Genomic DNA, 21,005 nt, shown 5'->3' with positions numbered 1-21,005 from the left:
CTCATGACTACCATTACCGTCATCTTTCTTATCGCCCTCATCCTGGCCTTGGTCAATACACCACTGGTTGCCAAGGTTGGTTTGCGTTTGGGGATCGTCGATCCGCCTGGCGAGCGCAAGATCCATCGACGGCCGGTGCCGCGTATCGGGGGCGCGGCCATCTTTTTGTCGTTTTGGGGTTCATTCCTCCCGGTGCTTTCTCCGTGGGTCCGCGAAAAGACAAATGTACTGCAGTTGATCGCCTCCGAACCGTCATTATTGGCGATCGCGCTCGGGAGCGCGGTCGCCTTCGGGCTGGGCCTCTGGGACGACAAACGCGGACTTGGACCATGGAAAAAGTTCGGGGTCCAGATTCTGGCGGGGGCGATTGCCTATTTCGGGGGCGTACAGATCCAGGGCGTCAGCGTCCCCGGGGTGGGGACTTTTCATTTAGGCTGGGTCGCTCTGCCGGTGACGGTCTTTTGGATACTGCTCGTGATGAACGCTATCAATTTGATTGACGGGCTTGACGGGTTGGCGGCAGGCGTGAGCTTTTTCGTTTGCATGGTGCTGGTGGCGTTGAGCGTGATCGGACATCATCTGCTTGTGGCCGCTCTGATGGCGGCGCTGGCGGGTGCCATTCTGGGCTTCTTGCGTTACAACTTCAACCCGGCCAAAATTTTTATGGGCGACGGCGGTAGCTACTTTCTCGGCTATATGATCGCCACCTCCAGCATCATCGGCTCGATCAAAGGCCAGGCCGCCGTGACGCTGCTGATCCCGGTCATCGCTATGGGGGTTCCGCTGCTCGATACCATGTGGGCGACGGTCCGCCGTTTCCTGATGGGGAAGGCCATTTTTCAGGCCGACCGGGAGCACTTCCATCACCGGTTGCTGCGGCTCGGGTACTCGCACCGGAAGGCGGTTCTGCTCCTGTACGGGGCATCGGTTCTGTTCGGGATTCTTGCCCTTGCGCTCGTCAATCTCCAGGACGAGCGGGTTGCATTGATCTTGGCCGTGATTGGCGTGGTGGTGATTTTGGGCATCCGGCGGCTTGGATACATGAACTACCTCAAAGGAAATCGGCTGATGGCGTGGATTCGCGAACTCGGCGACGCAACCGGACTCTCGCATGAGCGGCGGAGCTTCCTCTATGAACAGATCCAGATCAGCGAGGCAAGCGATCTCCAAGAGCTGTGGCGCCGGACGGCCCATGCCCTGGAGATGCTCGAAATCGATCTTGCGGCCCTGTATCTGAATGGCAAAGAAAAAGGAAGCGTAAAGAAGGACTGCCACCCGCTCGAGATGAGGGCTCCGCAAGGCGCCGGATGCCTCATGTTCGGCCCCGGGAATATGGATCGCCGCTTGACCGCTGCGTTGCACGCCAGTGTCTGCAGCCGGATCGATCCGCCGGATTTCGTCTGGAGCCGGGCTCCCCTCTCCGATACCCGGCAGCGCTACCAGCTGCGCCTCGAATTGGCGCTCATCGGCGAGGACAGTGAAAATCTCGGCACGCTGGTGCTGCTGAAAAACGGCGGTTCCGGCGCGACATCGCACTATACACTCAAGCGGGTCGAGCATCTGCGCCGGAATGTGATCGGAACGCTCGAAAACATTTTGGGCAAGGAAGGCGTGAGGATAAACGGCAATGTTCCTCTCCTTGGGTATAAGGCCCGCTCAGAACATCTGTGAAGCTGACTTTTCCAAGGCCGGCGGGACATTGACATGAGGCTTCGCATCGCTGCAGGCGTATTCTTGGTGCTTCTTTTTCCCTTCTTTGCGGGAGCGGAGGTCTTCAAAGGCATGTATGGCGTCTCACCGCCGGCCGGGGTGGATTTGAACAGCTATGCATCGCAGCTGAAGGCTGCTGGATTGAAGGCGGTTTTCGTCCCGGCGGACAAGGCCGTCGTTGCGGCCTTCAAGAAACGTGGATTCGAGGTGTATGTCAGCGTCAATGCATTTGGAGGCAGCGAGGCCTGGGAACGATATCCTGATTCAATGCCGGTCCAGGCAGACGGGCGGCTTATCGGGGCCTCGGAGCAGGGAAATGCCCCGGGAGGGGTCTGCCCAAGCCATCGAGGGTGGCGTCAGGAGCGCTTAAAAGCGATCCAAGAACTCGTCGAGGGGTTCAGAGGAGAGGTTGCGATCGATGGCATTTGGCTCGATTTTCTCCGATATCCGGGGGTTTGGGAGGCGGAAAACCCTCGAATACCGGATACCTGCTATTGTCCGAGGTGCCTCCGTCTCTTTCGGCAGCAGACGGGGATCGCCCTCCCGGCGGATCTCGACGCGGTTGCGGCCGCCGATTGGATCGACGAGCACTGTCCCTATGAATGGATGAAGTGGAAAAAGCGGCAGATCACCTCCTTTGCAGAGGAGGTCCGCGGCATCCTGGAAAGGGCCGATGCGCAAGACACCGTGAAATTGGGCGTCTTTCTGATTCCCTGGACCAAGGGGGAATATGGGAACGCCGTCTCGTACATCCTGGCCCAGGACGTCGGGGAACTCTCGGCCATCGCCGATATCGTCTCCCCCATGCTCTATCATCGGATCTCCGGCCGGCCCGTGTCCTGGGTGGGACAGGCGACGGATTATTTCCGGGAGGCCGCAGGTTGCTCCGTGTGGCCCATTGTCCAGGCGGGGGGCTGCGATCCCCGAGAGTTCAGTTCGGTCCTCGATACGGCGACTCGGGAAGGCGGCGCGGAAGCGGTCCTCGTCTTCGCGCTTCAGGACATGACGTCCGGACTGTGGGAGGCGTTCGGCTCTTTTCAGGGGGCCGCCAACCTGATCACGAACCCCGGGTTCGGAATGGCTTCGGATGGGAGCGGACCCGTCGAGTGGCGGCGCGGCGCCCCGGCCGGAGAAACCCGTTCGAAGAGCAGCCTCGACGTAGCGGCCGCGGATCGGATCGACGTCAGCGGCTGGGAGCCCCTTGCGCACCACCGTTCCCTGTGCTTGGGCATTTCTGCCGGCACCGACCGGGGGGGTGTGTGGTCGAGCCCCCTTCCAAGCTGTACCCCCGGGGAGACCTTCCTGTTCGAGTCGCTTCTCTACCGCCATAGCATGGAGAACGGCGTGTACCCCCGGTTCACGTTTTGGGGCGAGGAGCATCTCGTAAACGTCCATATGCAGGTAAGGCGTTTTCAACCCGTCAGGTTGCACGTCACCTGCCCGGAAGAGCCCGCAGCGGATGTCTTCGAGTTCGTGAACCACCATCCCGGGCATACCTTCTGGATGAGCGAACCGCGCCTGGTTCGGGTGGCGGATCTCAGAGATGAAAATGCGCCGAAGCCGGCCGCCTCCTTTTTTGAGGAGGGTTTCTACCCGATCGGCGTTTACGGCGCCGAACCCGACGCGCTGGAGACCGTGAAGGCAGCCGGCTTCAACACGGTCATCACGGACGGCCGCAAAGAGACGATTGAAAAATGCCATGAACTGGGCTTGAAGTATGTGGTATCGGTTCCCAAGGATCCGGACCGCCTGACACCGTTCCTGGACGAGTTGGCGAAGACCGTGCGCAGCGATGATTTGGCCTTTTATGTGAATGACGAACCTGGCATCCACGCGTTTCCTCGCGGCCGGGCACAGGACATCCAGCGTCTGATCAAAGCGAGGTTCCCGGATGCGGCTACCTGCATGGCGGTGGTCAGGCCCCGGGTTTGCCGCGATTATCTGGATGCCGCCGACTTCTTTCTCCTCGACCAGTATCCCGTTCCCCACATGCCCATGACCTGGCTTTCGGATTCCATGGACCGGGCGGCACGGGATGTCGGGCGGAGCCGTATGGCGGCGGTCGTCCAGGCCTTTGGCGGCAGGAAGTGGTCCGGTTGGGGATGGCCGCGTATGCCCCAATGGCATGAGATGGACTGCCTGGCCTTTCTTTCGGTGGTTCACGGGGCCAGGGGGGTCTTCTTTTTCTCGTTTTCCGAGGCCGGTGCGACGCAGGAGGGCGTAGAATCCCTGAAAAAGGTGACCGACAGGCTGCACCTTCTCCAGCCGTGGCTCAGCGTGGAGAACCTTCCCGATGCACCCGAGGTGAGCATGGTGTCCTCGTACCGCGCAGACCCCGGGGGGCGGCCCGCCATCCGGTGCTGCCTGCGCAGGACGGGGCAGGAGTGCCTGGTGATCGCCGTCAACACGATCGGCACCTTTGTCGAGGGGATGATCGCCGTCGAAGGCCCTCGGCCGACGCTCTACAGGGAGGTTTTTTCGGGCGAGGATCATGCCGCGGAGGAGGGAAGGCTCCGTGCCCGGCTCGGGCCCTACGAGGTCAAAGCCTTTTCCTTCGAAGTCGGCACGATCTGAAGAACATGGAGAGATCCGCCTTCACTCTCTACATGGCCGTACTGGTGATCGGCCCGCTCCTCTTCGGGGCCATCCACATGTACGCCTACACCTTCATGAGCCTCGGGGTGCTCGCAGCGACACTCCTCCTGATCGTGAAAAACGTCGGCCGAACCGCCGGGAGCGGAAGGTGGACCTTCCGATGCCCCCGAACGGGCCTCTACGTCTTCTTTTTTATGATGACCGCCTTCCTGGTCTTCCAGACCATCCCGTTGCCCGGCTCGATGACGTCGACCTTGTCGCCGGAAGCGCACCAAATTGCGGAGGCCGCCATCCCGGCGCCTCTTGTCGTCTACGGAGCGGCCGGCTCCGGTTTCCGGTCGGCGCTGGCCCCGTATATTTACCCTGTCCGCATGTCCATCATGCGTTTCCTGGTCTACGGCCTCTTCTTCTTCGGATTCGCTCAGGTACTCAACTCACGAAGGCGGATCGAACTTGCCGTTGTGCTGCTCCTCCTGACGGGCTCCTTCACCGCGCTCTACGGCATTCTTCAGACGTACTCCGCCGACCCCCATATCTGGTGGGTCAGAAGCGGCCCGAGCCGCCAGGCTGTGAACGGGACCTATATCAACCGAAACCATTTCGCCGGCTTCATGGAAATGGGTGTGCTCATGGCGGCTGCGTTTTCGGGGGCGATCGCCTTGGGCGTGAAAAAGCGGCTGCCCGTCCCCGGCATCGGCCTCAGAGGGCGTATCGGGGCATTCCTCTCCGGAGAGCAGGAGCGGAGCAAACGGGTCCTGGTCCTCCTGGCGGGGATCGTTATGGGGCTCGGACTCATCTTTTCCGGATCGCGCGCGGGGATGGCATCAGCCGCAGCCGGACTCCTTTGCCTGGGGCTCTTCTTCGTCTTCAAGAGGAAGAACCGTCGGAAAGGGGCCCTTGTACTCTTTCTGTTTACCGCTACGGCCGGCTATGCCCTTTACATGGGTGTGGATTATCCCTTGAGCCGATTCGAGAACCTGGAACCTTCCTTCGAGGCGCGATACAGGTACGCCAGGACCACCTTCGAGCTGTTTCGGGATTACCCGATTTTCGGTGTCGGCGTCGGCAATTTCCAGTACGCCTACCCGGTTTATCAGGCCCCGCAGGACCAGGGCATCCTGGTGGAGCATGCGCACAACGACTGGGTTCAGTTCCTGGCTGAGGCAGGCCTGGTGGGCTTCGCCATCATGCTCCTGGGGGCCGGCTGGATCGCCTTTGTGCTCGTGCGGGCTTATCGGAGGCGGCAAGAGCCCTTTGCGGTCTCGCTCGGCGCAGTCCCTTTCGCTGTGATGGCGGCCATCGGGCTCCACTCGGTCTACGATTTCAACCTGCACATGCCCGCCAACTTTCTGATCTTCACGGCTGTGCTCGCGATCGGGTTCAGCGCCCTGCACCTCGAGAGGGAGCCGATGGGGGCGCTCGGAGGCCTTCCATTCCGGGTGCTCCCGATCCGCGGCAGCGGGGCGCTGGCGCTGGCGCTGGGCCTCGGGCTGGTGCTTTGGACCGGCCTATGGAGCGTCAGACACTTTGTAGCGGAGGCGCACTGCAACACCGTCCCCAACTCGACACTGAACCGCGACATGGATCCCCCGGCGAAGGATATTCAAACCGCCATGGCCTGGGACCCCTGGAATGCGGGTTATCCTTACAGGCTGGCGCTCAAATTCATGCTCCCGAACCCGGAGGCCGCCGAGGCGGCTGCGCCGGGGGCGCAGGTCTTGGGCGCGAGCGGCATCGCCCCCCTTTTCTTGCAAGGGACGGCAGAGGCGATCATCCCCCCGCTTGAGCGCTCCCTCGCCCTGAACCCGTTTGAGGGCGAGCGCCACCTCCTCCTGGGCTGGGCCTACGCGAGCCTCTGGGACCGGCCGGATTACCGCGAGAGGTGGCTCCCGGCCGCCGATCTGGCTATGCAGCGGGCGGCCCTCTTCACCCAGGATAGAGAGGCCGGGGTGCATGCGGAGCTGGGGAATTTCTGGGTGCTTCGTTCGAAGGCGCTTCACCCGGCGGACCCCGAACATGCGGCCGCCCGGGCATCGGCTGCGGCCCATTACTCGAGGGCGCTGGACTTGTCTTCCGAAAAAGCCCGGAACTCCATGCGAGAGAAAATCAGCGCCTATGTCTGGCTCTTCTACCCCGATGAGCAGTTGGTCGGACAGCTTGTGAAAACTCCGGAGCCGGAAGTCATTCAGTGAGTTGGAGGATTTTGAGGGCAGGCTTTTTCCCTTGCTTTCTTTGTTCAAAACGTATACAGCTAAAGCGCCTATGAAACGGATCGATCTGCGGTGCCGGCCATTGTTTCAGTCTTGCGTTTATGGCTGGTTTTCGAAGGGGATTCAGTCTCGGGCAAAGGTTTCTTTATTTATTGGCGGCGGTTATCAGATCTACTTTCAACGTCTTTCGGGATGAACGGGAGGGAGAGGGTATGAAACTGGTCAAATCTTTTCTGGTGATGGTCCTGATGGTCCTGGTTCTTCCAGGACTGTCCTTTGGCGCTATGGTCCTCGAACTGGACCACCCCGGCACCGCTTACGTTGGGGAAACGTTCGATTTGACGGTGAAGATCGTCGGCACGGATTCGAATACCGATCCGTTGACGATCTGTGGATACGAGACCCTTCTGGACTTCGACCCGGAGGCCCTGGAGTTGACGGCTTACCAGGGTGAGCCATTTTTCCCCAGCGGCCTTCTGGGTCCTCAAGTTTATACGCCCACGAGCATTCCGCCGTCTTTGCCGGGCACCTTCGGGTCCATGGATATCACGATGGATAATCCCCCGGGTTTTCCCTATGGGGGCGCTACGGCGACCTTCACCTTCAAGTGCCTCAAGGCGGGTGTGGCTACGTTTTCCTTGACGGGTACCAACCTCGTCACGGATTGTTTGTTCCAGAACACGGATATCACAAGCGTGACCAATCCGTCGATCGCCGTGAACGAGAAGCTTGTGGCGCAGCCTGTCCCCACGATCGGTGAGTACGGTATGTTTTTGTTGATTTTCCTGCTGGGCCTTGGCGCGTTGTGGACGGTCAGGAGGAAGGCATCGGTCATGAGACGTTCATAAGAAGGCATTTCCCCCCGCTCATCCCGCTCGCTCCGCCGGGGCGTTTGAGCGCATGAAAAGGACAACCCAGGTTTAGAACCCAACATGTTTCGAGAGGAGTCAGACGATGATCAGGATATCCGGCGTTGCATCGCTTCTTATGATTATGCTTGCGATGGTTTTTGCGGTTTCGCTTCCTGCCCATGCAGGGGAGCCTGTTGAGAAGGCGGCCTCCATTCAAACGTTCGACGATTGTGCGTCTTTCAACACCGATTTGAACGGCGACGGTGCCATCGATGTGGCGGATCTGCTTGCCGTCAAGAAGTGCATCCATGACGGCTGCAGCGATTCTGCCTACGACGTGGATGGGGACGGGGCGGTGAACGAGGCCGATGCGGATATCGTCCTCAAGTGCATAGAGCTTCGCCGGACGCAAAGGCAATGATGCACCGCACACCCCTTAAACTTTTGCAAGGGACGAGGATTATGAAAAAGCTAAGCGCAGTACGCAAGACGATGGTTCGGATGGTTTTCTCCACAGCATTGTTCTGGGGTGCGCTTGCCACGCCGTCATTTGCCACGGTGGCCCCCGGACCGAGCGATATCACGAACTGCGATGATTGTCAGAACCTCGTGAATGTCGATGTGGACAGCGATGGGCGCGTTACGACGGCAGATCTTCTTATTGTCTACAGCAACATAAGGAATAATATCTACACGGCTGCGAGCGATGTGAACAGTGACGGCTTCGTCAACATGGACGATTTCACCATCGTCAAACGCTGTCTCGGGTGCACGGTGAGCGCGAGCCCGTTCAATTGAGAGGCCTTCCCGAGGCGAGTGAGTTGAGCGCCTCGGAGTCTTTGGTGGTAGCACGAGATCGACCTGAGAAGGCTCCGGGCACCCACCTTGCGGCCGGCTGCCCGGGGGGGCCCCCGGGGTTTCACGATCGGCCTCTGCGGACCGTGCAAAGGTGCCTTCGCGATCTCTCCTGCCGAAGTTCCTGTCCTGCCATTCCCCCTTCACCTGTTTTGAGATCGAGTGACATGCTGCGTTATCGGAAAAGCCCCTGCACGTGCGTGTCCGCACGGATGCCCGGGACCCTGCCCCTCTTTGCTCCAGGCAGTGGAGGAGCGGCTCACAGAGCGAAGAGGCGCGGCCGCACTCGGTCAGGGTGTGACGTGTCGGGGCGGCGGGCCGTCGCTTCGGCGGTGTTGTGCCCCCTGCTCATGGTGCTCCTGATAGGCACTGTCTGGCTGGGCCGGGCGCAGGGCGCCGTGTGGAGCCAGGCGGCAAGGTCTGCTGAAGGGTATATGCAGGGCGACACCGGCAATCTCAGGCTGGGGAAGTGGCGCGTCCTGCCCACCCTGGCGCTGGAGGGTGTTTATGACAGCAACATCTTCCTCAGCAACGGGGAGGGCGTGCAACCGCTCGACCCTTCGAGGCGCACCCGCGACCCCAAGGTGTCGGACTACATCTTCCACGTTGCGCCGGCGCTCGAACTCGCCTATGACATGGGGGTGCGCGGGGGAATCAAATTCGGTTACCAAGCGGATTTTGCGTTTTATCGCAGGCGGAGCGATCAGGACTGGCAGCGGCAAAGCGGCTCCTTCGGCTTCGACTATCGCGCGCCGGGAGGGTTGCTGCTGTCGATCGACGAACAGTTCACCGACGCCGATGACCCGTATGGAAACGACGTCCAATACGGCCTGGGCGAGACGCGTAGCCGCTGGACGAACGATCTGAAGGGAAGCGTCGGTTGGCGGTTCCCGAAGGATCTCAAGCTGCTTGCCCATTTCGGGCACAGCAAGAGCGAGTACGAAGTGGAGCGCGACCTCGACGCCGGCCAGAACTGGACGCTGATAGAGGCGGGGTTGGGCGTCGAGAAGAAGGTGATGTCAAGGACGTGGGCCTTCCTGGAATTCCGCAACGGCTGGCAAGACTACGATGATCACAGCCTGTCCGTCACCTCGGAGACCGATGCCGGCAACCAGCGTGTGAGCATTGACACCGGCCTGAAATGGGAAGGCATCGGCCGCCTGTCGGGATCTTGCAGCTTCGGCTATCAGTGGCTGCAATACGATAATGACCGGGATGCCCAGGGAATCCCCTACAGCGACTCCGGCACGTGGGTTGGACAGGCCGGCGTCGGCTGGAAGGCGACGGCCACGACCCTCCTCGGTTTTAATTTTTCGCGAAACGAATCCCCCAGCTCCGGTGCCGGCGCGGACACCATGGACACCACCTCGGCCGGGCTCACCCTTTCGCAGGAACTCCCTTATAAATTCCGCGGCATGGCCGGGTTTTCCTATGGTCTTTCCGACTACCAGTCGGGCCGCAAGGACCATGACTATTACGCGAACGTGGGCCTTACCTATCGGATCCGCGCCTGGCTCGATGCGGGCATCGGGTACCGCTATCTCCGAAAGGACTCCAGCGATGGGGCGGAATCGTTCACCGGGAACCAGTTCAGTGTTACGTTAGGCGCGCGGTATTGAACGGCGGAAGCCGGACAGGGAAGGGAAGCGTCCCGCTTTAGGGTTGCAAAGCGCCGGCCGAAACCGTAGGATCGAAGCAAAAATGAGAGACCCGCGGGGCGGTCGCTGTTTTTGGCCGCCCTTGTACATAGATTGAAAGCCGAACGGAAGACCGAGACGATATGATGTTGCCGCCGAAGATTTTGCCAGGCGCCGCCGAAGGGCGTCGCTGTCACCGATTGGTTTGGGCCCTGTTGAAAATGCGTGCTGGGGCGGTGCTGCTGTTGCTCCTCGCTTTTTGCGCCCCGGGGTGTGCGGTCAACGATGAGGTGGTTCGCGTCACCCATGTGCAAAGCGGGGAGCTGAGCGGCCTCGGGGCGGAGAACGCAGCCAGGGTCGCCGAGATCAAGAGGGCCCGCGGCGGCCGGGAAATCAGTCCGCAGATCGGCGAGGTTCTCGGTGATGCCCCCCAGTTGAGCGTTGCGGAATATCGTTCACGCTTTCCCGAAGCCGAATGTGCGGAGTCCGATTACCAGGTCGGCGGGACCGATGTGCTCTCGGTGGTGGTCTATGACGAGCCCGACCTCTCCAAAGACGCGGTGCCCGTGAGCAGGGAAGGTTACATCTCTTTTCCTCTTGTCGGGCGTGTCAAGGTAGCGGGTCTTACCCCGGTTGAAATCGAGCGGCTCATGGCCCATGAACTGGCGGCCAAGCAGTATCTTCTGGACGCGCATGTTTCGGTCATGGTCCGGGAGTACAACAGCAGGCACTTCATGGCCCTCGGGACGGTGAACGCCCCTGGCACCTACACCCTTCAGGCCGGGGAGCGCGTGCTGAACGCCCTTTCCAAGGTGGGCGGCTTCGACCGACAGCGGGCCGGGAGCCACGCCCTCCTTATCCGGACGCTCGAATCGGGGACGGAAACGGAGAACCGAGTCATCGTCAAGATCGACCTCGACAGCCTTCTGAAGAGGGGCGACCAGGCGTCCAACCTGCATCTGCGCGACGGGGACATGCTGTTCGTTCCACCCGTATCGCGTTATTACATCATCGGGCAGGTACAAACCCCCGGCTCCTATGATATGCCGAACGACGAAGTCAGCCTCGTGGAGGCCATCGGGGCCGCCGGCGGGTTCACGCCGATTGCGGCCAGGAACAAGACGCGCATCATCCGGGTGGAGGAGGGCGTGGAAAAGATCATCGTGATCAACGTGGATGCCATCACCCGCGAAGGTAGAAAGGTGAGCGACATCGCGCTCAAACCGGACGACATCGTCGTGGTCCCGGAGAGCTTTTTCTGATTCGGGGATCAGCGGCTTTTCAAACGGCAAAAACAATGAATGAACCTCTGATAGATTCCCCGGAAAGGGAAAAACCGGTCGACCTGCGGCGCTACCTGCAGGTAGTCCTCAAACGGCGCTGGGTCATTCTGGCGGTCTTCGCGGTCATCCTGATCGCCGTTGCCCTGAAAACCTACACCGCTACGCCGGTCTATCGGGCCACGGGCCGGCTCATCATCGAAAAGAGCCTCTCGGGGAGTTCCGTGATGCCGCAAAACGGCATGTTCTACGAGATCTGGGACCCGCAGTTCTACAACACGCAGCACAAGATCATCCAGAGCCGCGCGGTGGCGGCCTCGGTCATCGACCGGTTGAATCTGGAACATTCGGAGGAGTTTTTCCCCGAGCCCAAGGATGACCCCGTTTCAAGGGTGAAGCGATTCATCGCGGACCAAGTTCAAGGCGTCAAGCAGTCGGCGGCCGCTCTTTTTCGGACGGGCGACAGACAGGCCGTTCCGCAGCCTGACCAAGCCGATTCCAAAGGGCCGGATTCGGGGCTGATCTCTGCGGTCATGGATCGGATCACTGTCACGCCCGTCCGGGATACCCGTCTGGTGGACGTGAGCTTCGACGCGAAAGACCCGGTGCTCGCGGCGATGATCGCCAATGCGGTGGCCCAGGCCTATATCGAAGGTAATTTGGAGACACGGCTTGCCAGTGTCAAGGATGCGGTGGAGTGGCTCAGCGACCGGATCGAAGATGAGCGCAGAAAGGTCAACGAGGCGGAGTACGCGCTGCTCCAGTATAAGGAGCGGAACAAGATCATTACGGACTTCTCCAGCGACACCGAACAGGTAACTGCGCAGAAGCTTGCGCAGTTGAACGCCCAGGTGGTCGATGCTGAATCCGCGCGGGTCGAGGCCGAAACCCTTCTCAATCAGGCCCTTGCGCTCAGGGGGTCTCCCGAACTGATCGGCTCGATCCCGGATGTCTTGAGCAATTCGCTGATCTCGGAGATCAAGAGCATGGAGGTGGACATCTACAAGCAGATGTCCGAACTCTCCAAGAAGTACGGCAAAAACCACCCCAGGATGGTCGCCCTCGATTCGGAGTTGAAGGAGCTGAATGCGAGGAAGGCCAAGGAGGTGGAGCGCGTCGTCAACTCGCTCAGGAACCGCTACATGGTCGCCCAGGCGAAGGAAGAGTCCCTCAAGAGGGCGTTTGAGGAGCAGAAGGAGCAGGCCCTCCAACTGAACGAAAAGGCCATCCGTTACAGCCTGTTGAACCGCGAGGTCGAAAGCGCCCGGGAGATGTATGACCTCCTGGTCAAGCGATTCAAAGAGGCCACCGTCGCCGAGGACATGAAGGCGGACAACGTCCGGGTGATCGACAGGGCCGAGGTGCCCGCGAGCCCGGTCAGCCCGGACAAGCGCCGAAACCTCCTGCTCGCCCTCGCCGTCGGGCTCGCCCTCGGGGTCGGAGCCGCGTTTCTCCTCGAATACCTCGACAATACCATCAAGCTTCCCGAGGAACTCAAGGACCATCTGGACATCGCGTACCTGGGGCCGGTGCCCGCCTTTCAGCCGGAGGGGGATGGCGTCTCTGCGGGCGGAGATCTCGCTTGTGTCCATTCGCCCAGGTCCGGCGCGAGTGAGGCGTACCGGGGCATCCGCACGAACCTGCTCTTTTCCTCGGCCGGATCCGCCCCGCAGGTCATCCTTATCACGAGCGCCACGCCCCAGGACGGCAAGACGGTCACCACCGCCAATCTGGGGGTGACCATGGCGCAGGCCGGGAGCAGGACCGTCATCATCGACTGCGATCTGCGAAAGCCCAAACTGCACAAGGTCTTCGGCGTCAAAGCCGATTGCGGCCTGACGAATCTCCTGGTGGGCGCGAAGGGCAGCGAACAGGCGATCCTCGCCACCGAGGTCCCGGGGTTGGACCTCATCCCTTCCGGGCCGATCCCCCCCAACCCCTCCGAGATGCTCGGCTCCTCGCAGATGGCCGATCTCCTTACCACCCTCAGAAGCCGCTATGAGCGCATCCTGCTCGACAGCCCGCCTGTCACCGCGGTGACCGATGCCACGGTCCTGGCCAGTGCAGTCGACGGGGTCGTCCTCGTAATCAGGGCCGGCTCCACCGTGCGGGCCGCCGCGGCCGGCGCCGTCGACCAGATCCGGACGGTCGGCGGGCATATCCTCGGGGGTCTGCTGAATGCGGTCGATGCCGACGGGGGCAAGTATTACTATCAGCACTACTATTATCACTATTACGGCGATGATGGTGAGAAGAAGAAAAAGAGCCGCAGGAAGCGCAGATCCTCCGGTGCCTGATGCGCTCCACTGAACCCGACGGAATCACTCGCTCCCGCCTTGCGGGGTCCGAGCGCCGCTTTCATTTGACCGCCCGATGATCGATATCCATTGCCACATCCTGCCCGGCATCGACGACGGGCCGAGTTCGCTCTCCGAAGCCCTGGCGATGGCCAGGCAGGCGGTGGGCGACGGCATACACGCCATCGTCGCCACCCCGCATACCCTTAACGGGGTCTATACAAACGACCGGGCAAGCGTCCTGTCGGCCGTGGCTGAAATGCAATCCTTTCTCTCCGGACAGAAGATCGATCTCAAGCTCTACGCCGGCGGGGATACCCATCTGACGGATCATATGGCCGAGCGTGTCCATGCGGGTGAGATCTGCACGATCGCCGACCGGTCGAGACACCTCCTCCTGGAAATGCCGAGGCACGTGCTCCCGCGGGCTGTCCAGACCGAGGTCTACGCCCTGAGGTTGAACGGCCTCACCCCCATCATCACCCATCCCGAAAGAAACGACACGATCCAGCGCGACCCCGGGCTCCTTCTGGACCTGATCCGCATGGGCGCTCTCTCCCAAATCACGGCTATGAGCCTGACCGGGGGATTCGGGAGACTTGTCCGCAGCGTGGCGAAGAAACTGGTCGCCCAGCGCCTCGTGCACCTGATTGCCACCGACGCCCATTCGCCGGACCACCGGCCTGTGTCATTATCCGCAGCCGTCCACGTCGCTGCGGAAATCCTGGGCAGCACAGACGAGGCCGAGAGAATGGTGACAGCCGTGCCCAGTGCCATACTGGCCGGCGAATCCCCGGAAATCCCCGAACCCGCCCTTCGACCCGGAGGACGGGTTGAACGTGCAGCGAGAGTGTGAATGCAATGCCCGTCCCTTTTCTCGACCTCCAGGCCGCCTACCTGGAACTGAAAGCCGATTTGGATGCCGCCTCCCGGCGCGTGATGAACTCCGGCTGGTACATCCTGGGCCCGGAGCTTGAGGCCTTTGAAGCGGAATTCGCTGCCTATTGCGGCGTGAAACATTGCATCGGCACCGGCAATGGCATGGAAGCCCTGGCCTTGATCCTGAAGGCCTTGGGGATTGGTTCCGAAGACGAGGTCATTGTTCCCGGTTTCACGTTCATCGCCACCTGGCTCGCTGTTTCGGCGGTCGGCGCCCGCCCCGTCCCGGCGGACCCCGATCCGGAGACGTACAATATCGATCCGGCCCGAATCGAAGCGGCGCTGACCGATCGCACCAGGGCGATCATACCGGTTCACCTCTACGGTCAGCCTGCGGACATGGACCCGCTCCTCGAGATGGCAGAGCGTTACGGTTTGAGCGTCATCGAGGATGCGGCCCAGGCCCATGGCGCCCGTTACAAAGGCCGGCGCGCGGGAGGCCTGGGGCATGCCGCAGCCTTCAGCTTTTACCCGGCCAAGAATCTCGGGGCCTTCGGGGACGGCGGCGCTGTCACCACCCATGATGATGCACTGGCCCGGAAGCTGAAAACCTTGAGGAATTACGGCTCCCGGATCAAATATCACCACGAGGTCCAGGGGAGCAATTCCCGTCTGGACGAACTCCAGGCGGCGCTTCTGCGCGTCAAGCTCAGGGTCCTGGATGAGTGGAACGACAGGCGCCGTAGGCTCGCGGAGGTCTATTTGAAGCAATTGGCGGGGTGTCCAGGCCTCACGCTTCCCCATGTGCCTTCCTGGGCCGAACCCGTCTGGCACCTTTTTGTGGTCCGCCATAACGACCGACAAGCGCTCCAGCACCATCTCACGGAAATTGGCATCGGCACGCTGATCCATTACCCTGTCCCCCCGCACTTGTCCGACGCGTACCGAAAGGGCGGCTATTTCCGCATGGACCTCCCCTGGAGCAATCAATTGGCTGACAGCGTATTGAGTCTGCCCATAGGACCGCAATTGACGTTGGATCAACAAGACGCTGTCATTCGATCGGTTCGAGCTTTTTGACTGTCTTTAAACGTCTGTACGGGTATGCAGAGGCATTTCATCGACCCTATCGATAGGGTGACTGTATCTCCTAACCCCAAGCATAGAATCTGAGGGGGCTCCAGATGAAAAGGCCATACCCCAAAGCCGTGATCGAAACCGACCAAATCGGCCGCAACGTGTCGATCGCCGAATTCGCCGTGATCCGCAGGGGCGTTCAGTTGGGCGACAATGTCGTGATCCATCCGCATGTCGTCATCGAAGAAGACGTGACCATCGGCGACGGCGTGGAAATCTTCCCCGGTGCGGTTATCGGCAAAGTGCCCAAGGGCGCGGGGGCACTGGCCCGGCAGCCGGAATTCGAAAAGAAGCTGGTCATCGGCCCCAACTGCTCGATCGGCCCCCATGCGGTGATTTTTTACGATGTGGAAATCGGCTCCAACACGCTCGTCGGCGATGGGGCATCCATCCGGGAGCAGTGCTGGATCGGCTCACATTGCATTATCAGCCGTTATGTCACCATCAACTACAACACGCGCATCGGCGATTACACGAAGATCATGGACCTGACGCACGTCACGGGCAACTGCACCATTGGAAAGCATGTATTTGTAAGTCTCACTGTCGGTATGACCAATGACAACATGGCTGGCGCCGGCGGCTATGACGAATCCCGCGTTCAGGGCCCGACCATTTGCGATCACGCGGTCATCGGCGCCGGTGCGACGCTGCTCCCGGGTGTCGTCATCGGGGAAAAGGCCGTAGTCGGCGCCGGCGCAGTGGTGTCGCGCGATGTCCCTCCGGGCGTTCTCGTCATGGGAGTGCCCGCCCGCGTCGTTATACCGGTCGAACAAGGGGGGGGGGGTGCAGGTGCCTGATGCCGCCCTGCTCGAATCGGATCACGTCGGGGACGGCACCCGGATCTGGGCTTACGCCCACATCCTGCCGGGGGCCCGCATCGGACGGGACTGCAATATCTGCGATCAGACTTTCATCGAGAACGATGTGGTCATCGGCAACCGCGTGACCATCAAGTCCGGCGTGCATATCTGGGACGGCGCGCGCATCGAGGATGACGTGCTCATCTGCCCCGGTGTGGCTTTCACCAACGATCGATACCCCAGAAGCAAGCACTACCCCGAGCAATACCTGCCCATCATCATACGCAAAGGTGCCAGTATCGGTGCCAATGCGACGCTCCTTCCCGGCATTACCATCGGTGAAAACGCCATGATCGGTGCCGGGAGCGTGGTGACCAGAGACGTTCCGGCCTATTCTCTAATAGCCGGAAATCCCGGTCGCCTTATCAGATATCTTCCGGATGACGACTTGAACAGCAAGAATGCTTGATCTCCAGAACACGTCCCGCTCGGTTTACGATGCCGCCATCATCCAATTCCCCAAAATCCTGGATGACCGGGGGAACCTCACCTTTATAGAAGCCCGCCGGCACATTCCCTTCGACATCAAAAGGGTTTACTGGATCTATGATGTGCCAGGCGGGGAATCCCGTGGCAGCCATGCCTATCGGGAACTTCAGGAGGTCATCGTCGCGCTGTCCGGAAGCTTTGACGTCTTTCTGGACGATGGTCTTGCCCAGAAGACCGTTAGCCTCAACCGAGCCTACTATGGTTTATACGTGCCCAATATGATCTGGCGCCGAATGCAGCACTTCTCGACCAACGCTGTAGCGCTCGTTTTGGCCTCTCTTCCTTACGATGCAAACGAATACGTGAAAGATTACCCTAATTTCAAAAAAATGAATCAAACGCAACAACGCCGCTAACGATTTGCATATGAATGTTTTCCAAGGCACCTGCAGATGACATCGATCAACGCCTGCAAGGTAATCAATCTTCCCAAGATCAGCGAACGTAAAGGCGCTATTACGCCCATCTACGCCGGCGAGCATGTGCCATTTGAAATTCAGAGGGTTTATTATCTTTATGATGTGCCGGGCGGTGAAAGCCGGGGCGGGCATGCCCATAAAGAATTGCAGCAGCTCATTGTATCTGTGATGGGTGCGTTTGATGTGATTCTGGATGACGGGACCGAACGCCGCCGGGTGCATCTGGACCGAGCATATTACGGCTTGTATATCCCGCAAATGATCTGGAGGGAACTTGAAAATTTTTCCTCCGGCGGCATTTGCCTGGTCTTGGCGTCAGCTCCTTACGATGAGCATGATTACATTCGCGATTATTTGGAATTTGTGCAGATGATCAAATGCACCCGAGTATAACCGAGACCGAAATTGTGTGATGTCATTTAAACCATTTATCCTGCTCGTAAATCGACATTTGCCTTAAAGAGTTCCAAGCCCGATTTACGTTATCGGTCAGGATCGATCCCACCGCCAGAATCGGTGATTAGCCAATAAGATTGCAGCAAATTTTGAGAGCAGACATGTTTGATGGCTTTTACAGCGGGAAGAAAATTTTTATAACCGGCCATACGGGTTTCAAGGGCTCTTGGTTGTGCCTCTGGCTCCATGCCTTGGGCGCGAAGGTCGCGGGCTATGCCCTGGCCCCCCCCACCGAGCCCAACCTCTTTGGACTCGCCAAGGTCGAGGAAACGCTTCAATCCTCGCATGAGGCTGATATCCGAGACCTGGAAACCCTGCGACAGGCCATCCAGGCCTTTGGTCCGGAAATTGTCATCCACATGGCGGCTCAGCCCCTGGTCCGTGAATCCTATCTCGATCCGGTAGGCACCTATGCAGTCAATGTGATGGGGACGGTGCATCTCCTGGAAGCGGTGCGTCACACTTACGGGGTTCAGGCCATCCTCAACGTGACCACCGACAAATGTTACGAAAACCGGGAGTGGATTTGGGGCTACCGCGAAGACGAGGCGATGGGGGGTTACGATCCCTATTCCAGCAGCAAGGCCTGTTCCGAACTCGTGACGAGCGCCTATCGCCGCTCGTTCTTTACAACTGAGGGTGAGCCCTTATCCGGTGCTGCTTCTTTTCCCTGCGTGGCTTCGGCTCGGGCCGGGAACGTCATCGGCGGCGGCGACTGGGGTGCAGACCGGCTGGTCCCTGACTGCATGCGCGCCTTGCTCACTGGAGCACCAATCGCCATCCGCAATCCCGGAGCTATCCGGCCCTGGCAGCATGTGATCGAACCCCTGTGCGGTTATCTGTTCCTCATAAAGCGTTTGGTTGAAGACGGTCCCCGGTTCGCTTCTGCCTGGAATTTCGGGCCCGGTGAAAGCGATGCCGCTCCAGTGGAACGGGTGGTGCAGTCGCTCTGTGAGAAATGGGGAACCCCCGGCGCCTATACCATAGACAGCGGTCCCCATCCCCACGAGGCCTATCACCTGAAGCTGGACTGTTCCAAATCGCGGACCCTCCTTGGCTGGCAGCCCCGCTGGGGCCTGCAACAGGCCATCCATGCCACGGTTGAATGGACCCGGGCATACCAACGCGGTGCCGACATGAAGGATCTTTGCCTCCAGCAGATCGAGCGATACACGGCCTCTTAAAACCACTATCAGGAGGTGATGTGATGCCGGCCGAAAGAGGCCTTTACAGAAACGGAAAGATCGAACTTCTCGAGCCGCTCCCCTCCATCCCGTCCGCAGATCTCCTTATTGAGGTTGTCCCCCGCCTTTCCTGCAAAGGATCAGGACATGAGCCCCCGGATATGGTTTCCACAGCTCGCCTGACGGAATCCGAAATCCGTTCCGACGAAGTCCGGTTCGCTGCAGGGATCGACTCGACCAGGGTGCCTGTTTCAGCCTCCCTGAGACAGATCGTCATGCCGGACGCCAACGGTTTTATACACATTCAGGTGCCCTCCGGTTTCGGGCGTAAGGTCGAAGTGATTATGTCCCCCCTTTTGTCTGAAGAGACAGAATCCCCCGATTTTGAGTGTACGGATGAAAAGGGCATCATATACAAGATGAAAAGTTGGACAGACGAAGAATTTAAGTGGGCAAGCATCATAGGCGCATGTGGGGAGGACGACACCCGGCCGGAGGATCTTTTTGATGTCTGATATCGGCATCCTCGTTTCGACCGAATTTCGGTATGCAGACGGGTCAGGCGTTAAAACCAGACCCGGGCTCGTGATCGGAGAATATCTGGAGGAGTACCTCCTGGTATTCATCAGCAAGGAAGTGGAAAAATACCGAGAAGAACCTACATCCGTCGTTCTCGATAACGATAGCCTGGATGCCGGCAGATTGAACCAAACAAGCGTTATCCAAAGTCACAAAACCTTTTGGGCCGAAAAAGCTGCCTGCACACAAATCGGCCGGGTCAAGACCGGAGTGGTGGACAAAATTCTAAGGTTGAATCAGTTCTTTTCTCTCAGAAACTATTATCAGTTTGCGCACATGCCATCTCCCTTCATCCCGGGGACATCCCGCATCCCCTATGCCGGCCGGGTGTATGACGAAAAAGAGATGATCAGCCTGATGGATGCCTCCCTGGACTTCTGGCTCACCGCCGGCCGGTATGCAGCCCGATTCGAAAAGGCCCTTGGACAATTTTTAGGCGTCCGACACTGCTCCCTCACCAACTCGGGATCATCCGCCAATCTTCTGGCCTTCATGGCCTTGACATCTCCCAAGCTTGGCGAGCGTCGCATCAAACCCGGCGATGAGGTCATCACGGTCGCCGCAGGTTTTCCCACCACGGTGGCCCCGGTCATTCAATACGGGGCTGTTCCGGTTTTCGTGGATGTGCGCCTTCCTGATGCCAATGTGGATCCGGGTCTTCTGGAAGAGGCCTTGAGTTCCCGCACGCGGGCGGTCATGTTGGCCCACACCCTCGGTTTTCCTTTCGACCTGGAAACAGTCAAGCGCTTTTGCGATCGCTACAAACTGTGGCTTATCGAGGACAACTGCGATGCTCTCGGCTCCCGTTATTGTCTGGGCGGAGAATGGCGATACACGGGTACCATCGGGAATCTGGGCACGTCCAGCTTCTATCCGCCGCACCACATCACTATGGGCGAGGGAGGAGCTGTATATACCAACGATTTGGAACTCAAGCGCATCGTCGAATCGTTCCGGGACTGGGGACGGGATTGCTGGTGCCCGCCCGGAAAAGACAACACCTGCGGCCACCGGTTCGACCATCAGTTTGGCACCCTGCCTTTCGGCTATGACCATAAGTACGTCTATTCGCACTTCGGCTACAATCTGAAGGCGACCGATATGCAGGCGGCCATTGGCTGCGCCCAGTTGGAAAAACTGGAGGCCTTCACGGTCCGGCGCAAAAGAAACCATCGGCATTTCTATGAGGCCCTGAAGGATTTGGATGCTGTTTTTCATCTTCCCCAAATCGCGCCGGACACGGATCCCAGCCCCTTCGGTTTTCTCCTTACCCTGAAGGACGGCGTTGGCTTCACCCGGAACGACATCACGGCATATCTTGAAAAAAACAACATCCAGACCCGCAATCTCTTTGCCGGTAACCTCACGCGTCACCCGTGCTTCGACCATCTGACGTCGGGAAGGGATTATCGTATTGTGGGGGAATTAAAGGTCACGGACAAAATTATGCACGACAGCTTCTGGGTCGGTGTTTATCCTGGAATGGGTGCGCCGATGGGAAACTATATTTGCGAGCGAATAAGGACCTTTTTAAGGCACGCCTAATAGCAAACCAAAGCCGCAT

Annotated in this window: 18 protein-coding genes; all 18 read left to right on the top strand. The window is 59.6% G+C overall.

Going from position 1 to position 21,005, the window contains the following annotated elements; translation table 11 throughout:
- Window positions 1-3: 3 nt before the first annotated feature.
- Window positions 4-1,671: a glycosyltransferase family 4 protein gene (locus ACZ500_RS08830; protein ID WP_464232138.1), complete on the top strand. Its 1,668-nt coding sequence runs from the start codon at window positions 4-6 to the stop codon at window positions 1,669-1,671.
- A gap of 33 nt (window positions 1,672-1,704) precedes the next feature.
- Window positions 1,705-4,284, top strand: coding sequence for a hypothetical protein (locus ACZ500_RS08825; RefSeq protein ID WP_464232137.1), 2,580 nt, complete (start codon window positions 1,705-1,707; stop codon window positions 4,282-4,284).
- 32 nt (window positions 4,285-4,316) lie between these two features.
- Entirely contained in the window at window positions 4,317-6,497 is a 2,181-nt protein-coding gene (locus ACZ500_RS08820; protein ID WP_464232136.1) for an O-antigen ligase family protein, read from the top strand.
- A gap of 230 nt (window positions 6,498-6,727) precedes the next feature.
- Window positions 6,728-7,363, top strand: coding sequence for a cohesin domain-containing protein (locus tag ACZ500_RS08815; protein WP_464232135.1), 636 nt, complete (start codon window positions 6,728-6,730; stop codon window positions 7,361-7,363).
- A gap of 106 nt (window positions 7,364-7,469) precedes the next feature.
- Window positions 7,470-7,787, top strand: coding sequence for a dockerin type I domain-containing protein (locus ACZ500_RS08810; protein ID WP_464232134.1), 318 nt, complete (start codon window positions 7,470-7,472; stop codon window positions 7,785-7,787).
- A gap of 80 nt (window positions 7,788-7,867) precedes the next feature.
- Entirely contained in the window at window positions 7,868-8,164 is a 297-nt protein-coding gene (locus tag ACZ500_RS08805) for a dockerin type I domain-containing protein (RefSeq protein ID WP_464232133.1), read from the top strand.
- 359 nt (window positions 8,165-8,523) lie between these two features.
- A complete protein-coding gene (locus tag ACZ500_RS08800; protein ID WP_464232132.1) occupies window positions 8,524-9,840 on the top strand; it encodes an outer membrane beta-barrel protein in 1,317 nt (438 codons plus the stop codon).
- A gap of 239 nt (window positions 9,841-10,079) precedes the next feature.
- Window positions 10,080-11,120, top strand: coding sequence for a polysaccharide biosynthesis/export family protein (locus tag ACZ500_RS08795; protein WP_464233024.1), 1,041 nt, complete (start codon window positions 10,080-10,082; stop codon window positions 11,118-11,120).
- A 35-nt stretch (window positions 11,121-11,155) separates the two neighbouring features.
- Complete coding sequence (locus tag ACZ500_RS08790; protein WP_464232131.1) at window positions 11,156-13,435, top strand: GumC family protein; 2,280 nt, start codon at window positions 11,156-11,158, stop codon at window positions 13,433-13,435.
- 76 nt (window positions 13,436-13,511) lie between these two features.
- On the top strand, window positions 13,512-14,291 hold the full coding sequence (locus ACZ500_RS08785; RefSeq protein ID WP_464232130.1) for a tyrosine-protein phosphatase: 780 nt from the start codon (window positions 13,512-13,514) through the stop codon (window positions 14,289-14,291).
- 5 nt (window positions 14,292-14,296) lie between these two features.
- On the top strand, window positions 14,297-15,394 hold the full coding sequence (locus ACZ500_RS08780) for a DegT/DnrJ/EryC1/StrS family aminotransferase (protein ID WP_464232129.1): 1,098 nt from the start codon (window positions 14,297-14,299) through the stop codon (window positions 15,392-15,394).
- Window positions 15,395-15,498: 104 nt separating this feature from the next.
- The gene (locus tag ACZ500_RS08775; RefSeq protein WP_464232128.1) at window positions 15,499-16,251 is read left to right on the top strand and encodes an acyltransferase; all 753 of its coding nucleotides are present in this window, start codon (window positions 15,499-15,501) and stop codon (window positions 16,249-16,251) included.
- Window positions 16,238-16,723: an acyltransferase gene (locus tag ACZ500_RS08770; protein WP_464232127.1), complete on the top strand. Its 486-nt coding sequence runs from the start codon at window positions 16,238-16,240 to the stop codon at window positions 16,721-16,723. The genes ACZ500_RS08775 and ACZ500_RS08770 overlap by 14 nt, the downstream gene beginning before the upstream one ends.
- Complete coding sequence (locus tag ACZ500_RS08765) at window positions 16,716-17,159, top strand: sugar 3,4-ketoisomerase (RefSeq protein ID WP_464232126.1); 444 nt, start codon at window positions 16,716-16,718, stop codon at window positions 17,157-17,159. The genes ACZ500_RS08770 and ACZ500_RS08765 overlap by 8 nt, the downstream gene beginning before the upstream one ends.
- 36 nt (window positions 17,160-17,195) lie before the next feature.
- Window positions 17,196-17,615 (top strand): sugar 3,4-ketoisomerase, encoded by a 420-nt coding sequence (locus ACZ500_RS08760; protein WP_464232125.1) that lies wholly within the window; start codon window positions 17,196-17,198, stop codon window positions 17,613-17,615.
- A 164-nt stretch (window positions 17,616-17,779) separates the two neighbouring features.
- Window positions 17,780-18,862: a CDP-glucose 4,6-dehydratase gene (rfbG, locus tag ACZ500_RS08755; RefSeq protein WP_464232124.1), complete on the top strand. Its 1,083-nt coding sequence runs from the start codon at window positions 17,780-17,782 to the stop codon at window positions 18,860-18,862.
- Window positions 18,784-19,377 (top strand): hypothetical protein, encoded by a 594-nt coding sequence (locus ACZ500_RS08750; RefSeq protein WP_464232123.1) that lies wholly within the window; start codon window positions 18,784-18,786, stop codon window positions 19,375-19,377. Before rfbG ends, ACZ500_RS08750 begins: the two co-directional genes overlap by 79 nt.
- Window positions 19,370-20,986 carry a lipopolysaccharide biosynthesis protein RfbH gene (gene rfbH / locus ACZ500_RS08745; RefSeq protein WP_464232122.1) on the top strand — a complete coding sequence of 539 codons (1,617 nt, stop codon included), beginning with the start codon at window positions 19,370-19,372 and terminating at the stop codon, window positions 20,984-20,986. The genes ACZ500_RS08750 and rfbH overlap by 8 nt, the downstream gene beginning before the upstream one ends.
- The last annotated feature ends 19 nt before the right edge of the window (window positions 20,987-21,005 follow it).

The organism is Desulfatiglans parachlorophenolica (assembly GCF_055394735.1).
The sequence above is the reverse complement of the archived record's forward strand: the minus strand, read 5'-3'. Positions and strand labels throughout refer to the sequence as shown.

Excerpts from the sequence above, each read along its gene's own strand:
- ACZ500_RS08765 (WP_464232126.1), top strand. The coding sequence starts at position 16,716 with ATGCTTGATCTCCAGAACACGTCCCGCTCGGTTTACGATGCCGCCATC.
- ACZ500_RS08825 (WP_464232137.1), top strand. The coding sequence starts at position 1,705 with ATGAGGCTTCGCATCGCTGCAGGCGTATTCTTGGTGCTTCTTTTTCCC.
- ACZ500_RS08790 (WP_464232131.1), top strand. The coding sequence starts at position 11,156 with ATGAATGAACCTCTGATAGATTCCCCGGAAAGGGAAAAACCGGTCGAC.
- ACZ500_RS08805 (WP_464232133.1), top strand. The coding sequence starts at position 7,868 with ATGGTTTTCTCCACAGCATTGTTCTGGGGTGCGCTTGCCACGCCGTCA.
- rfbH (WP_464232122.1), top strand. The coding sequence starts at position 19,370 with ATGTCTGATATCGGCATCCTCGTTTCGACCGAATTTCGGTATGCAGAC.
- ACZ500_RS08780 (WP_464232129.1), top strand. The coding sequence starts at position 14,297 with ATGCCCGTCCCTTTTCTCGACCTCCAGGCCGCCTACCTGGAACTGAAA.
- rfbG (WP_464232124.1), top strand. The coding sequence starts at position 17,780 with ATGTTTGATGGCTTTTACAGCGGGAAGAAAATTTTTATAACCGGCCAT.
- ACZ500_RS08750 (WP_464232123.1), top strand. The coding sequence starts at position 18,784 with ATGGACCCGGGCATACCAACGCGGTGCCGACATGAAGGATCTTTGCCT.
- ACZ500_RS08760 (WP_464232125.1), top strand. The coding sequence starts at position 17,196 with ATGACATCGATCAACGCCTGCAAGGTAATCAATCTTCCCAAGATCAGC.
- ACZ500_RS08785 (WP_464232130.1), top strand. The coding sequence starts at position 13,512 with ATGATCGATATCCATTGCCACATCCTGCCCGGCATCGACGACGGGCCG.
- ACZ500_RS08795 (WP_464233024.1), top strand. The coding sequence starts at position 10,080 with ATGCGTGCTGGGGCGGTGCTGCTGTTGCTCCTCGCTTTTTGCGCCCCG.
- ACZ500_RS08830 (WP_464232138.1), top strand. The coding sequence starts at position 4 with ATGACTACCATTACCGTCATCTTTCTTATCGCCCTCATCCTGGCCTTG.
- ACZ500_RS08815 (WP_464232135.1), top strand. The coding sequence starts at position 6,728 with ATGAAACTGGTCAAATCTTTTCTGGTGATGGTCCTGATGGTCCTGGTT.
- ACZ500_RS08810 (WP_464232134.1), top strand. The coding sequence starts at position 7,470 with ATGATCAGGATATCCGGCGTTGCATCGCTTCTTATGATTATGCTTGCG.
- ACZ500_RS08775 (WP_464232128.1), top strand. The coding sequence starts at position 15,499 with ATGAAAAGGCCATACCCCAAAGCCGTGATCGAAACCGACCAAATCGGC.
- ACZ500_RS08820 (WP_464232136.1), top strand. The coding sequence starts at position 4,317 with ATGGCCGTACTGGTGATCGGCCCGCTCCTCTTCGGGGCCATCCACATG.